The following is a 14,032-nucleotide window of genomic DNA, read 5'->3' as shown; positions in this document are numbered from 1 at the left end:
CTCTTAGAACTTCAGAATGACCGCTAGAACGATGGTAACCATAAGAACGGTAGGAACCTCGTTCATCATGCGATACTGCCGCCCAGTGAGCTTATTTCTGCCTGCTAGGAAGTCTTTGCGCCGCGCCATCAACCAGTGATGGAACCAGGTCATCGCAATCACCGCAGTGCCTTTGACCCAAGGCCACGCAAAGTCCCATCCGACGATGCCCGGAGTAAACACCATGATTAACCCGCACACCCATGCCACAATCATTGCAGGGCGCATGATCACGCGCAGCAGCTTCTCTTCCATTTCAAAGAAGATGGTTTCTGCCCCTTCGATCGCCTTTGCTTTTTCCACGTGATACACGAACAATCTTGGTAGGTAGAACAACCCCGCCATCCACGAGATGACAGCCATAATGTGTAAAGACTTCACCCACGGGTAAATCGTGAAAAGAAGATCGGTCATTCTGGCTCCGGGCGTTGCTCGGAACTCTCCCTAATAAAAAAATAAGAAAAGAAAAAGGAAGATGGTTTTGTAGGGTGAACAAAATCCGTGGATTACTTTTTTACACACGGGTTTTCCCCAAGTGGAAAGAGTTAACAGATTTCCAGGCGATTCTGTGAGTTTCAAAATTTTGAAAATAAAAATATATGGTTAGAATGAATTTTTCCGGGTAAGTCTGAGGATAACTCGTTGGGTAAATCTGGAATACCGGGATATCCCAGTGTTTTGACTTATCCTTGTCCCGGATGGACAGCGTTCGAACGACTCAGGGAAGTTTTACGAGAAAATCCCGGGGTTGCGTGTCAATCTGAAAACCATACAAACCGTCCCAGAACGTTCAACGATTTGCACACGGGGTTTTCCACATGTCTGTCCCCATTATCCTGGCCTCGGGCTCAACCATTCGCGCGCAGCTGTTGCGGAACGCAGGGGTGCCCTTCTCTGCTCAAGTTGCGCGCGTGGATGAGGATGCCATGAAACGCGCGCTGATGGCCGAGGAGGCATCGCCACGCGATATTGCTGATGCTTTGGCTGAGATGAAAGCGCGCAAAGTTAGCGACAAATCCCCCGGAGCTATGGTGTTGGGTTGCGACCAGGTTCTGGACTTTGATGGCCAGCTGCTTTCCAAACCCGAAACACCCGAGGACGCATTTGGGCAACTCAAGGCAATGCGGGGAAAGCAACACATGTTGTTGTCAGCGGCGGTTATTTATCAGGATGGTGAGCCGATTTGGCGCCATGTCGGCCAGGTCCGCCTGAAGATGCGCATGAGTTCGGATGCCTATTTGCGTGATTACGTGAGCCGCAACTGGGACAGCATCCGGCATGCCGTGGGGGCATATAAGTTGGAAGAAGAAGGTGTTCGCCTGTTCGCCACCATTGACGGAGACTACTTTAATGTCTTGGGTATGCCTCTGTTGGAACTGCTTAACTATCTGGCCGTTAAAAAGGTGATCGACCAATGACGCATAACCGTATTCCACTGGCCGGAGTGATCGGGCACCCGATTGCGCATTCGAAATCCCCTCAGCTGCATGGGCATTGGCTAAAAACCTATGGGTTGGCTGGGTACTACATTCCCATGGATGTTGCGCCCACGGACTTTGAGGCTGTTCTACGCATGTTACCAAAGGCCGGTTTTGTTGGTGTTAACGTAACGGTTCCTCATAAAGAGGCCGCGCTGCGCATCGCAGATCAGGTGTCAGAACGCGCCTCAATAATTGGTGCTGCGAATACGCTGACGCTGCATGGCGACGGTACGATTCATGCAGATAATACAGATGGTTACGGTTTTATGGAGAACCTGCGTAGCGGCGCGCCTGGGTGGATACCCTCAACTGGTCCGGCAGTTGTTCTTGGTGCGGGCGGCGCGGCGCGGGCTGTTCTGCAAGGGTTTTTAGAGGCCGGCGTGCCCCAAATCCTTCTGACCAACCGCACCCGCGAGCGTGCAGATCACCTGAAGGAGGAATTTGGCCCACGCATCACGGTGATAGATTGGGTTCAGGCGGGCAATGTTGTTGAAGAAGCAGCATTGGTGGTCAACACCACGTCACTAGGAATGCTCGGGCAGCCAGAATTACGCGTACCAATGGACGGGCTGCAATCGGGCACTGTAGTGACAGATCTGGTTTACGCACCTTTAAAAACTTATTTTTTGGAACAAGCTGAATTGGCAGGCTGCACCGTGGTCGATGGATTGGGCATGTTGCTGTATCAAGCTGTCCCAGGGTTCGAACGGTGGTTCGGTATCCGTCCTGAGGTGACAGATGATCTGCGTGCGGCGGTGTTGGGATGAGTTTTGCACTTGGACTGACAGGCTCCATCGGTATGGGCAAAAGCACCACAGCGCAGATGTTTGTCGACGAAGGTTGTGCGCTATGGGACGCCGATGAGGCCGTACATAGACTCTATTCAAAGGAAGGAGCGGCTGTCGCGCCCATTCGGGCCATGTTTCCTGAAGCCATTGTTGATGATGCCGTCAGCCGTGACGCACTCAAACAGATCATCGCGCAGGACCCAACTTCGTTGAAGAAGATCGAAGCCATTGTGCACCCATTGGTTGCTGCCGATCGGGCGGAATTTCGGAAGCAGGCCAAGGCCGACATTCTGGTATTCGACATTCCGTTGCTGTTTGAGACCGGCGGCGACGCGGCGATGGACGCCGTTGTTTGCGTGTCGATACCGGCTGCTGAACAAAAGCGCCGTGTAATGGAACGCGGAACGATGACTGAGGCACAATTCGAACAGATCCGCGCCAAGCAGATGCCAAATGACGAAAAATGCGCACGGTCAGATTACGTGATTGAAACGGATACGCTGGACCACGCCCGCGCACAGGTGCAGGATGTGGTCAGGCAGATACGGGCGGGGCTGGCAGATGCGTGAGATTGTACTGGATACTGAAACCACAGGCTTCGATCCCGAAAGCGGTGACCGAATTGTCGAGATCGGCGCGGTTGAACTGTGGAATCACGTGGCCACGGGCGAAACTTATCATGTCTACATAAACCCCGAACGATCCATGCCCGAAGAGGCATTCGGCGTACACGGCATCGGCCCCGATCTTTTGGACAATCCGCGTCCGCCGGAAAAGGGCGAAGTAACGCTGAAAGATAAGCCGGTGTTTGCCAAGGTTGGTCAGGGTTTTCTTGATTTCATTCAGGATTCGAAGCTGGTGATCCATAACGCATCCTTCGACATGAAATTCCTGAATGCGGAACTTAAATGGCTAGGATTGCCACAAATCCCAATGGATCAGGCGCTGGACACGCTGGCGATCGCGCGCAAACGGTTTCCAGGCTCGCCAGCATCACTGGATGCACTATGCCGGCGGTTCAATATCGACAATACCAACCGGGTGCTGCACGGCGCGTTGCTCGACTCTGAGATTCTGGCAGAGGTGTATCTGGAACTAATTGGTGGACGGCAGCCAGATTTCGGGCTTGCAACGGCTGCGTCTTCAGCAGCAGGCGGTCAGGAAGATTGGCGGCCGACGGCCCGTCCGGCACCACTGGCATCGAAAATCACCGATGAAGAACGCGCCGCGCACGAGGCATTTGTGGAAAAACTGGGCGAAAACGCCCTGTGGACCCGCGCCTGAGGTCAATCCCGGCGCGGGTCAAACCAATCAGGCTTCGGTTTTTTGTGCTTCGGCTTGACGACGCATCAATTCATTACGGTACAGCGCGACAAAGTCGATATTGTCCAGGTTCACCGGTGGATACCCACCGTCACGGGTGATGTCGCTGACAATCCGGCGCAAGAACGGGAACAGCATGCGTGGGCACTCGATCAATAGGAAAGGGTGCAATTGATCTTCGGCGACGCCTTCCACGTGGAAAAGACCGCAATAATCGATCTCACACAGGAACAGAACGTCTTCCATGCCCTTGGCTTTGGACGTCAATTTCAGCTTGATCGAGACTTCGTATTGATGCTCAGCCTGACGTTTTTTGGCATCCAGGTTCACCTGCACGGCAATTTCGGGCTGAACGTCACCGGACACGCCCTTTTGCGCCATTACGTTTTCAAAGGACATATCACGAATGAACTGTCCCAGAACGCGCATCTGAACCTGAGGGGCTGCTTGTGCCGCAGTATTTTCTGCAGCGTTTTCTTCGGCCATGATCTACTCCAAAAAAGAAATTCGTCACTGCTTAGCAAGTTGGGCGCGGCACCTCAATGCTAGTGCGGGCCTTCGACCCATTTCGAAGGTTTTGACGGGTTTTCACGAGGTCGTACTTCGGTAAATTCCCCTTCGATCACGTCATCGTCTGATCTTGATGCTCCAGTTCGGAATTGCGCACCACCGCCCATCTGGAACTGAGTGATCTTCACTTTGGATTTAAGATATCGGAACACGGCCAAGCGTACTCCGGGGATAAGCAGCGCAAAGCCAACGGCATCAGTGAAAAATCCGGGTGTCAGCAGCAGCATACCCGACATAAGGATCATCGCGCCGTGGGCCAATGGTTCGGTCGGGTCGTCCAATTCGGCAAAGGATCGCTGCAAGTTGGCCATTGCCATGCGACCTTGTGTCCTGACCAAAGCAGTGCCCAAAACCGCCGTTAGCACCACAATTGCAAGGGTTGGCCACAGGCCGATCAGACCACCAACTTGAATGAACAGGGCGATCTCGACGATGGGCACCAATAAAAATGCCAAGAACAAGTACATTTGCGTTATCCTTTAACAGAGGCCGGGCAGTGGACTTGCCACGAACTGTCACCTACATAGTGGCATGAGGCCGTGTATACAAAGTCGCGGTCTGAAAAGAGGATGAAATGAACGAACCGATGATCCAGTTGCTGGTCCTGGCCGGAATTGCCGTTTTCCTGATCCTGCGCCTGAAAAGCGTGCTGGGCACGCGTGAAGGTTTTGAGAAACCTCCCGTTCAACAACAGCCTGATACAAACAGCGCTCGCCGCGGGTTTGAGGTGATCGACGGTGGCCCTGATCACGATATCACTGACCATGTCGCCGAAGACAGCGAACAGGCTCAGACATTGGCCGCGATGAAGCGGGTCGAACCCAGCTTCTCAGTAAGTGAATTTGTGCAAGGCGCGCGTGGTGCGTATGAGATGATCGTTATGGGGTTCGAAAAAGGAAATCTGGACGAAATCCAGCCTTTCCTGTCCGAAGAGGTGTTTGATACCTTCGTTTCTGTCGTTGCAGATCGGGAAGACAAAGGTCTGACCATCGAGGCCGAGTTCATTGGTGTCCGCGAAACCTCGCTGGCTGATGTGAAGTTCGACAAAGATACCAATCAGGCCGAGATCACCATGAAATTCGTGGGCGAACTGACCTCGGTCGTGCGGGATCGCGGTGGCGATATCATCGAAGGCAACCCAAACACCGTCAAACGCCAAAAGGACAGCTGGACCTTTGCCCGTGTCATGGGCTCGGACGATCCGAACTGGCTGCTTGTTGCCACGGACGCATGATTGCCGCACTCCGGTCGCTTTTTCTGGTGGGCGCGATGACCACCTCAAGCGCCGCCGGAGCCGAGGCGACGCGCTCGATCCTGTCGTTTAGTGACTTGGAAGGTTGGGCCGCCGATGATCACGGGGCGGCCCTTTCGGTTTTTCTGAACACTTGTGGCGATCTGGATGATCCGGATTGGCGCGCCTTGTGCGGCGTGGCCCGGACCTATGAAGCAGACGCAGCACGGGCGTTCTTTGAGCTTTTCTTTCGGCCGGTTCTTATCGAAGACGGCAAGGACGCGCTGTTCACCGGGTATTTCGAACCTGAATTGGACGGGTCAAGAACACGAAGCGACCGCTTCAAATACCCGATCTACAAAATGCCACCCGAAGCGCGGGCCGAAGGGCTATGGCTCAGTCGCAGGGAAATCCTGACCGGTGATGCGATGACCGACCGTGGTTTGGAAATCGCCTGGGTCGATGACCCGGTTGAATTGTTCTTTCTGCAAATCCAAGGCTCGGGACGTATTCGTCTGCCGGATGGCGGTGCTTTGCGTGTTGGTTACGGTGGCGCAAATGGGCACCCCTACCGGTCTATCGGAACCGAATTGATCCGTCGCGGCGCTTTGGGCGCGCATGAGGTCAGCGCACAGATGATCCGGGCTTGGGTGCGCAAGAACCCTGAAGCTGGAGCGGAACTGCTGTTTCACAACCCCTCTTATGTATTCTTCCGCGAAGTTACCCGCGTCGCGCCCGAACTTGGGCCATTGGGTGCGATGAACCGATCTGTCACTACCATGCGCAGCATTGCAGCCGATCCAGCTTATACGCCGTTGGGCGCTCCGGTCTGGGTCGAGAAAGATGGCAAGGATCCGATGCGTCGCTTGATGATAGCGCAGGATACCGGCGCTGCGATCAAGGGCGCGCAGAGGGCGGATATATTTTTTGGCACCGGTGACGCCGCCGGTCAAGCTGCAGGGCGGCTGAAAGACCCCGGCCGGATGGTGGTTCTACTGCCAATCCAGCGTGCCTATGCCCTGGTCCCGGATGAATTCTAATGTCTCGCCGAAAACTGACTGCTGAAGAGATTGAGCTATGGCGCAAGGTCGCCAAACAAGCTGAGCGTCTGCACCCTGAGATACCCCAAACGGTGCATCCGACCTCGCTGCCCAAACCCACGCCTAAGAAGGCACCCAAACCCCGGTTTGAAGCGTTTGAAATAGGCGACAATCACAAGCAAAAAAAGAAGCCCAATGATCTTAAGCCATCTGTTACGGATACGCTGCGCGCGGCTCCGGTTCAGATGGACAGCAAAGCCTTTGGCCGGATGAAACGGGGCAAGTTGAAACCCGAAGGCAAGTTGGATTTGCACGGGATGCGCGTGGACACTGCACACCCGGCGTTGATCCGCTTTGTATTGACATCCCAAGCACAGGGTAAGCGGTTGGTCCTTGTGGTTACTGGAAAGGGAAAGGATCGGGACGAAGCCGGACCGATCCCCACCCCGCGCGGCGTACTGCGCAATCAGGTGCCGCATTGGCTGACGATCCCACCGCTGGCGCAAGCCGTGATGCAGGTGACACCCGCCCATATCAGCCACGGTGGCGAAGGCGCATATTACGTCTATCTCAGACGCATTCGTTAAAGGTCGCGTTCTGCATGGGATACCCCGAACCATACCAGGATGCAGACACCGACAAAAAAAGTGGAAATCCACAAAAACTGCGTACCCAGCGAAACGCCGAGGTCGATTAAAATGCCAGTCAGACCGGGGCCAATTGCAGATCCCAGAACCATCGCCGCTGCGGCCATCGCCTTGATCGCACCGATGTGTTGTGTGCCATAAAACTCGGCCCAAAAGGCGCTTGGTAGGGTGCTATTGGCTCCTACGGTCACTCCTAGAAAAATAAGCCCAACCATAGCGCCACTGACAGATGAGGACATGGCCAAAATGGCAAAGCCTATTGCCATTGGCAGTTGGTAATACGGCATTAGGCGTGCCGTACCCCACTTGTCCAAAGACCACCCGGCCGCAAACATCGAAAGCAGGGAAACGCCCGTAAAAACGGGAAACAGGCTGACAAGTTGGATATGGGACCAACCTTTGACATCGGCCAAATGCACCTGATGGAAGAAAAAGGCGGTGATAAAGGCTGATGGGCCCAAAACGGCTGGTACCATGCACCAAAACAGCGGATGGATCAAAGCGTCTCGTCTGGTCCAGTGGCGGTTTTGCATGCCCGTTGCTGAATAGTCGGCCGCAAGGCTTTGGGGTGTTCTTTCCTGACGCAATAAGCTGATCAGGACGGGAATACCCAATATGGTAATCCCCGCAGCAACTACCCACAGCCACCGCCAATCAGCAAATCCCATTGCCGCAACAAACGCCAGTGGCAACAGCGCTTCCCCCAGCGCATATCCAATGGTGGCAATCGACAGCGCTTTGCCTCGGGTCGCAGTAAACCAACGGGCCATAGCGACTTGAGCAAGATGGGTGCTCATCCCTTGCCCGAACAAGCGAAGCAGAAAGATCACTAGCGGCAACAGCAATACCCAGCTGTTCAGTGCCATTGCCAGTGTTGCCAATACCAACCCCGCTAATACAACCGGGCCTAGTACCCGCACGCGAAAGATATCAGTCAGAGCCCCGGCCCAGATCATAACCAGCGCCGACACCGTAGTACCCAGTGAATAGATCGCGCCCCAGGCTCCGTGGCTTAAGCCAAATTCAGTGCGGATTTCTCCGGCGAAGACCGAGATAAAGAAGGTCTGGCCGAAACTGGACAGGAACGTTAGCAAAACGCCCGCACCTAACCATGAGGCGTTTTGGTGAACAAAGCTGAGCAGCCTAAACTGCGTCACGGAGTTGAAACCTGAGCCTGCCCAGTTTCCGTCAAGATGATCTCAGTTGCACCGTCTGGGTTGCGCTCTTCCGGCGGGACCAGAATATCTATGGTTTGCTCGTTTGGTCCGAAAGTACTGCTGACACGGCGGGTTGAGCTAAGGATTGCCAGTAAAGCCGGAGATGTGGCCGCAACAAAATGAGAAGACTCAGCGTCGCTGTTGAATGCAGTCGTGTCGATAACGTTGATCGGATATTCCTCCAAAGTTTCGATCGAGCTGATGTTGCCCAGCCGCTCTCCTTCGGCGGTGCCGCGGAGGCGGGCGGAAATATTCAGAATCTTGTCTTTTTGCGAAACCATGACGATGAAAGGATCCGGTGGGTTGTTGATCCGTTCCATCTGTGAACGGAAAAGGTCGACATCCAGATCAGGCGAGATAAGAACCACGCCTTCTATGTTTCTATTGGACCAACCAGGCTCCTGCAGCTCAGCTTGGCGCATCATTTCCATCGACAAGGCGCCGCCCATGGAGTGTGCAACTAGAATAACTCGCTTGACGCCCATGGATTTCAACTCGCGGATGGTTTGCTCCAGCCCATCGCGGGCAAACAGCATGCTGTCGAGGTCATAAGCATATCCGGATCCGGTCGCACGGCTGGGCCAAGAATAGACCAGAATAGCTCCAGGAATGCCGATGTCGTGCGACAGCTGAGCCGCCCGAAAAATAGTTTCCGTCTGGGTGGAGTTATAGCCGTGAACAAAGATCGTGACGTCATCCTGACCGCGCAGATGTTCCCGCAAGCCGGTCGGCCCGTCGAGTTCAGTCACGTTTGCCAGCACGAACTCTTTTTGCGGATTTGGATTTGCGTATGAAAACCTCAGTGTCCCAGGTGTATGTGTTGGTGGAATAGAGACCGTAGTTTCCAGAAACTGCAGTTTCTCACCGCGTCTAAATCCATAATTTCCGTTTGGTTCACGTGCTCGGGTGGTACTTGCAAACACCGTTGTTGGTGTCCCAATGGAAGCAGCCGAGGGAACAATCTCGGATACTGTTCTATCCACACAAGCGCTCAGAGAAAGAGATACGATCAGAAATATCAGATAGCGCATTGCATAGGGTCCTTGGGGCCTTTTGCGTTACGCTACCGAATTCTTGCCCAACGTCTAGAGACACGGGCAAGAACAGCGGCGAATTTCGGCTGAAAAGGTTACAGGACGTAACGACTTAGATCCGTCGATTTTGTCAGCTCACCCAGATTATCTTCTACAAACTGTGCGTTCACTGTAATTTCGGTTCCCGCCTGATCTGGCGCGGTGAACGACAGTTCCTCGAACACGCGCTCCATTACCGTGTACAGCCGTCTCGCGCCGATGTTTTCAACGCTTTGATTCACGTCCGCCGCGATACGGGCCAGGGCGGCGATCCCATCTTCGGTAAAGCTGACGGTGACTTCTTCGGTGCCCATCAGTGCCGTGTATTGAAGGGTCAAAGCGTTGTCTGTTTCGGTCAGGATGCGGACGAAATCTTCTTCGGTCAGAGCACGCAGTTCGACACGGATCGGAAGGCGGCCCTGAAGTTCCGGCAGCAAGTCTGAGGGTTTAGCGATATGGAACGCGCCCGAGGCGATAAACAGGATATGGTCAGTTTTGACCGGGCCATGTTTGGTTGAGACCGTCGTACCCTCGATCAGAGGCAGCAGGTCGCGCTGCACCCCTTCGCGGCTGACGTCGCCGCCGCGTGCATCCGATCGCGCGCAAACTTTGTCGATCTCATCCAGAAACACGATGCCGTTTTGTTCGACCGACTCTAGCGCCACACGGCTGACGGTTTCGTCATCCAGCAGTTTGTCGGCTTCTTCCCCAATTAGTGCGTCATAACTATCGGCAACGGTCATGCGTTTTTTGACGGTTCGCCCGCCAAACGCTTTGCCGAAAATGTCGCCCAAATTCATCATGCCCATCTGGCCGCCGGGCTGACCGGGAATATCGAACATCGGCATCGGGTTCGATGTGTCGGACAGTTCCAGTTCAATTTCGGTATCGTCCAGTTCCCCGGCTTTCAGTTTCTTGCGGAACATTTCACGCGTGCCCTCACGAGCGTCTGTCCCGGCGATGGCCTCAATCACGCGGTCTTCGGCGGCTTGATGGGCCTTGGCCTTCACGTCCTCGCGCATGTATTCGCGCGTTTGGATGATGGCAGCATCGGCCAGATCGCGGACGATCTGTTCAACGTCGCGACCGACATAACCGACCTCTGTGAACTTGGTGGCCTCGACTTTGATAAAAGGCGCGCGGGCCAGCTTGGCCAGACGGCGGCTGATTTCGGTCTTGCCGACGCCGGTTGGGCCGATCATCAGGATGTTCTTGGGATAGACCTCGTCGCGGATATCGTCGGCCAGTTGCTTGCGTCGCCAACGGTTGCGCAGCGCCACGGCCACGGCGCGTTTGGCGTCTTTCTGCCCGATGATAAAACGGTCCAGTTCCGAGACAATCTCGCGCGGGGTCAGGTCAGTCACGGGGGCAGTCCTTTCGGTCGGCTTGGGTCAGATGCGGCCTAGGTAATCACCGCAATGGCGAAAACAACCAAGCCAATTTCATTGGCTGCGTTGGTTAACAATGCACCATCAGGTTTGCAAATGCTTTCCATAGGTGAATTGCGATCCCTCTGTTACAGTGATTTCAAGGCGTTGTGGGTCAGGAGCGCGAACATGACAAAAATTGCCAAGATCACTTTGCTGTTCGTGGTGTTTGTCGATCTGATTGGTCAAGGGTTGGTCTTTCCCATCATCAACTCACTGATCATGGAAACGAAATCCGGGTTCTTGCCGGACAGCACGCCGCAAGGCCGGCGCCATTTCTACTATGGGCTGGTGATCGGATGTTTCTTTTTGTCTTGGTTTCTGGGTGTTGTCTACGTATCGAAAGTCTCAGATTCCATCGGGCGAAAGAATGCACTGCTGGTTTGCCTGGGTGGAGCGCTGATCGGCTATGCCCTGACCATCGCGGCGTTGTACGTCAATAGCTTGTTGCTGTTGATCATCGGTCGATCAATCACAGGCTTCACCGCTGGAAACCAGCCGATTGCGCAGGCTGCGATGATTGACGGCAGCACGGATGCCGCCGACCGGGACCGTAACATGGGTTACATAGTGACTGGCGTCAGCTTTGGACTGGTTGGTGGACCCATTATCGGTGCGGTTCTATCTGACGCCACCTTGTTGGGCGGCATTGCGACCCTGAAAACCCCGTTCTACGGCGCTTTTGTTTTGGTGCTGATCGCCATTTTTCTGGTGTTGTTCTTTTTCAAGGACACAAGGGCTGAGAGAGCTGCCTTTGTCTTTCGCCCGCGTGACATCACCGACAGTTTGATCGCCGTGCGCGAACATCCGATGGTTCTGAAAATCCTGCCAGTTTATGCGCTGTTCATGGTCGCCAATGTCACCTTCTATGTTTTCGTCGACAACTTCCTCACTAGCGCCTGGGGCTATGGCGTGATCGGTGGCAGTATGGCGATGGTGGTGATCGGCTTTGCACTGGCGTTCTCCAGCACATTCCTTGTGAAGCCCGCGCAAGAGCGGTTCAGCAAGCACCAGATCATTTTTGTGTCGCTTGTGACCATGGTGATCTGCGGGTTTGCCTTCGCTTTCAGCCCCAGTGGCGTGTTCAGCTATGTACCGGTCTTTTTCTTTTATTTCTTTTTCGGTGTGTCCTACCCAACTCTGCTTGGCCTTTTTTCATCAGCTGTCAGCGAAGCAGATCAGGGGTGGGTCATGGGAGTTACAACCGCTGTGTTCTGTCTGGCGGGCGGGGTCATGTCCTTGATAGGCGGCGGCTTGATGAGCATCGACATTCGCGTGCCATATTACATTGTGATCATCGCCGCGATCTTGGGCCTGATCGGGATGCAAATGCGATGGAAGGGAAAAGAGATCAAAGCGCTGTTAGCCTGAGATCGTTTCCACCGTCAGATTACCGTTGGTGTAGACGCAGATATCCGATGCAATCGCCATCGCTTCACGAGCCACTTGCTCGGCCGTTTTGTCGCTGTCCATCATCGCGCGTGCAGCAGCCAGAGCATAGTTTCCGCCCGATCCTATGGCAGCTACGTTGTGTTCCGGTTCAAGTACATCCCCTGCCCCGGTAATCACCAAAAGGTCCTTGCCGTCGGTGACGATCAGCATCGCTTCCAGCTTTTGCAGGTACTTGTCGGTGCGCCAGTCCTTGGCAAGTTCAACCGACGCACGGGCCAGTTGGCCGGGTGTGGCTTCCAACTTTGCCTCCAGCCGTTCCAATAGGGTAAAGGCATCAGCGGTCGATCCGGCAAAACCGGCCACTACCTCGAACCCACCGGGCGTCAGGCGACGCACCTTTCGGGCGGTGCCCTTAATGACGGTCTGGCCCAGGCTGACCTGTCCGTCGCCGGCAATTACCACCTGACCGCCCTTTTTGACGCCAATGATTGTTGTGCCGTGCCAACCTGGAAAATCGCTGTCCGCCATAAAAGCCTCCGATATCAACTGTCGTCCTATATGGGCCGGACCTGACGGCAGCGCAACAGTTCATAAACCGCCCAAAAGATATGCAAAAAACGCAAATCGGGGTTACCAGACTAGCAATTGTGAGTCTTGAGGGAAAATCCTAGATGAGGCTCACAACCGACAACAGGTCGGCTGTTTCAGTTTTAAGGAAAGCGCAAATGGCAACTACAGCAAATATCCATGCGCCGCTCGGAGCAGCTACCATCCTGCACGTAGTGGACGCGTTCACCGGAACCTTCGAAAAAGCAGCAGCTTGGAACGAAGCCCGTAAAACACGCAAAGCCCTGTCGGAACTGAGCGATGCACAGTTGGACGATATCGGCCTGTGCCGCGCGGACATCAAAAACGTTTGATCCGCGACCAGTACGACGAAGAAAGCAAGCCGCTCATCCGAGCGGCTTTTTTCATGACAATTTGTAGTGAAGCGAAAGGTCCGGCAGAAACGCCTCGATAGCGGCTGTTGCGATCACATGCCGTGTGCCCGCTTCGGTATCTTCAATGTCCAGCCCGCCTTTCACAGCCCGCACCTCTGCGCGCCCACGTGGCAAATCCGCGGCGACCAACGCGCAATCCACGCGATCTGGGTCCTGTACCGCAATCGTCACCTGCACTCGCATTTCAGAGTGGTCGATACCCAGCTTTGAAAACAGAGTAATCGAAGAATGGTGCAGCGCATCCTGCACTGCCCGGCGCGCCGCCTTGGTATAGTCCTGACCGTAGAGGTCGTTCCCGGTGCCCATTTCCAGAATGATACGTTTTTCGGTCATGTCACCGGCTCCATATCGAATGAGACAATGACGGCTGCATTGGCAATCACCGTACGCCCTTCTGTATGCGGTTTTTCGATATCCAACCCGCCCTGTGTGACGGTGATGTTCGGCTGCCCATAGGGGAATATGGCCTTCAGCGCGTCGCAGTCCACCTGATCGGGCTGCTGCACACCAATCTCGGCGTCGATTATCATCGCCTCTTTCGGAAATCCGAACAGCTCAGCCATGTTTACCGAGTTGTGCCACAATGCGTCTTTGACAGCGCGCAGCGCCGCTTCGGTATAGTCTTCACGCCGCAAAGACGTCCCCATTCCGAATTCCACAAGAACCCGTGTCTTTGCCATTGATTTCTCTTTCGTGCTTGAGCGATTACTGTTTCCGCCAAAGCAACCCGAATTTATACCCATATTCAAACATAAAGTGCGGGGATAGGCCGGGAAACGACCGGAAAAGGTTTGCTGTTTCTG

18 protein-coding genes are annotated in these 14,032 nt (G+C 54.5%); 9 read left to right on the top strand and 9 right to left on the bottom strand.

The annotated features are described in order from the left end of the window. Positions 1–3: 3 nt before the first annotated feature. Complete coding sequence (locus ACR0L3_RS11250; RefSeq protein WP_480745814.1) at positions 4–453, bottom strand: CopD family protein; 450 nt, start codon at positions 451–453, stop codon at positions 4–6. 404 nt (positions 454–857) lie between these two features. On the opposite strand from ACR0L3_RS11250, the gene ACR0L3_RS11245 reads away from it, so the two are divergent. Genes ACR0L3_RS11245 through dnaQ form a run of 4 tightly spaced genes read left to right on the top strand, consistent with a single transcriptional unit; the run spans position 858 to position 3,592 of the window. Continuing rightward, positions 858–1,457, top strand: a complete 600-nt coding sequence (locus ACR0L3_RS11245; protein ID WP_480745813.1) for a Maf family protein — start codon at positions 858–860, stop codon at positions 1,455–1,457. Further along, positions 1,454–2,287, top strand: coding sequence for a shikimate dehydrogenase (locus tag ACR0L3_RS11240; RefSeq protein ID WP_480745812.1), 834 nt, complete (start codon positions 1,454–1,456; stop codon positions 2,285–2,287). The genes ACR0L3_RS11245 and ACR0L3_RS11240 overlap by 4 nt, the downstream gene beginning before the upstream one ends. Further along, positions 2,284–2,877, top strand: coding sequence for a dephospho-CoA kinase (gene coaE, locus ACR0L3_RS11235; RefSeq protein ID WP_480745811.1), 594 nt, complete (start codon positions 2,284–2,286; stop codon positions 2,875–2,877). The genes ACR0L3_RS11240 and coaE overlap by 4 nt, the downstream gene beginning before the upstream one ends. After that, on the top strand, positions 2,870–3,592 hold the full coding sequence (dnaQ, locus tag ACR0L3_RS11230) for a DNA polymerase III subunit epsilon (protein ID WP_480745810.1): 723 nt from the start codon (positions 2,870–2,872) through the stop codon (positions 3,590–3,592). The genes coaE and dnaQ overlap by 8 nt, the downstream gene beginning before the upstream one ends. A 27-nt stretch (positions 3,593–3,619) precedes the next feature. On the opposite strand, the gene secB is transcribed toward dnaQ, so the two are convergent. Together secB and ACR0L3_RS11220 are read right to left on the bottom strand one after the other, a co-directional pair. Next, a complete protein-coding gene (gene secB, locus ACR0L3_RS11225; RefSeq protein WP_480745809.1) occupies positions 3,620–4,117 on the bottom strand; it encodes a protein-export chaperone SecB in 498 nt (165 codons plus the stop codon). A gap of 59 nt (positions 4,118–4,176) precedes the next feature. After that, positions 4,177–4,668 (bottom strand): FxsA family protein, encoded by a 492-nt coding sequence (locus ACR0L3_RS11220; RefSeq protein ID WP_480745808.1) that lies wholly within the window; start codon positions 4,666–4,668, stop codon positions 4,177–4,179. A gap of 107 nt (positions 4,669–4,775) precedes the next feature. On the opposite strand from ACR0L3_RS11220, the gene ACR0L3_RS11215 reads away from it, so the two are divergent. Genes ACR0L3_RS11215 through ACR0L3_RS11205 form a run of 3 tightly spaced genes read left to right on the top strand, consistent with a single transcriptional unit; the run spans position 4,776 to position 7,059 of the window. Then, positions 4,776–5,435, top strand: coding sequence for a Tim44/TimA family putative adaptor protein (locus tag ACR0L3_RS11215; protein ID WP_480430043.1), 660 nt, complete (start codon positions 4,776–4,778; stop codon positions 5,433–5,435). Next, a complete protein-coding gene (gene mltA / locus ACR0L3_RS11210; protein WP_480745807.1) occupies positions 5,432–6,472 on the top strand; it encodes a murein transglycosylase A in 1,041 nt (346 codons plus the stop codon). The genes ACR0L3_RS11215 and mltA overlap by 4 nt, the downstream gene beginning before the upstream one ends. Beyond that, on the top strand, positions 6,472–7,059 hold the full coding sequence (locus ACR0L3_RS11205; protein ID WP_480745806.1) for a Smr/MutS family protein: 588 nt from the start codon (positions 6,472–6,474) through the stop codon (positions 7,057–7,059). Before mltA ends, ACR0L3_RS11205 begins: the two co-directional genes overlap by 1 nt. On the opposite strand, the gene ACR0L3_RS11200 is transcribed toward ACR0L3_RS11205, so the two are convergent. The 3 genes from ACR0L3_RS11200 to hslU form a co-directional block, all read right to left on the bottom strand. Then, on the bottom strand, positions 7,056–8,276 hold the full coding sequence (locus ACR0L3_RS11200) for an MFS transporter (RefSeq protein WP_480745805.1): 1,221 nt from the start codon (positions 8,274–8,276) through the stop codon (positions 7,056–7,058). The genes ACR0L3_RS11205 and ACR0L3_RS11200 overlap by 4 nt on opposite strands. Then, positions 8,273–9,367: an alpha/beta hydrolase gene (locus ACR0L3_RS11195; protein WP_480745804.1), complete on the bottom strand. Its 1,095-nt coding sequence runs from the start codon at positions 9,365–9,367 to the stop codon at positions 8,273–8,275. Before ACR0L3_RS11195 ends, ACR0L3_RS11200 begins: the two co-directional genes overlap by 4 nt. Positions 9,368–9,465: 98 nt before the next feature. Beyond that, positions 9,466–10,773, bottom strand: a complete 1,308-nt coding sequence (gene hslU, locus ACR0L3_RS11190) for an ATP-dependent protease ATPase subunit HslU (RefSeq protein WP_480745803.1) — start codon at positions 10,771–10,773, stop codon at positions 9,466–9,468. Positions 10,774–10,965: 192 nt separating this feature from the next. On the opposite strand from hslU, the gene ACR0L3_RS11185 reads away from it, so the two are divergent. Continuing rightward, positions 10,966–12,207 (top strand): MFS transporter, encoded by a 1,242-nt coding sequence (locus tag ACR0L3_RS11185; RefSeq protein WP_480745802.1) that lies wholly within the window; start codon positions 10,966–10,968, stop codon positions 12,205–12,207. On the opposite strand, the gene hslV is transcribed toward ACR0L3_RS11185, so the two are convergent. Continuing rightward, positions 12,199–12,756, bottom strand: a complete 558-nt coding sequence (gene hslV, locus ACR0L3_RS11180; protein WP_480745801.1) for an ATP-dependent protease subunit HslV — start codon at positions 12,754–12,756, stop codon at positions 12,199–12,201. The two genes, ACR0L3_RS11185 and hslV, sit on opposite strands and share 9 nt — an antisense overlap. A gap of 197 nt (positions 12,757–12,953) precedes the next feature. On the opposite strand from hslV, the gene ACR0L3_RS11175 reads away from it, so the two are divergent. Beyond that, positions 12,954–13,148: a DUF1127 domain-containing protein gene (locus ACR0L3_RS11175; protein WP_480745800.1), complete on the top strand. Its 195-nt coding sequence runs from the start codon at positions 12,954–12,956 to the stop codon at positions 13,146–13,148. Between the two features lie 51 nt (positions 13,149–13,199). Here ACR0L3_RS11175 and ACR0L3_RS11170 read toward each other — a convergent pair whose 3' ends face one another. Then, entirely contained in the window at positions 13,200–13,562 is a 363-nt protein-coding gene (locus ACR0L3_RS11170) for a Lin0512 family protein (protein ID WP_480745799.1), read from the bottom strand. Next, entirely contained in the window at positions 13,559–13,909 is a 351-nt protein-coding gene (locus ACR0L3_RS11165) for a Lin0512 family protein (protein ID WP_480745798.1), read from the bottom strand. Before ACR0L3_RS11165 ends, ACR0L3_RS11170 begins: the two co-directional genes overlap by 4 nt. Between the last annotated feature and the right edge of the window lie 123 nt (positions 13,910–14,032).

The organism is Ruegeria sp. CK1, from assembly GCF_056536545.1.
Note: the sequence above shows the minus strand (reverse complement) of the source record. Positions and strands in the feature narration are given on the sequence as shown.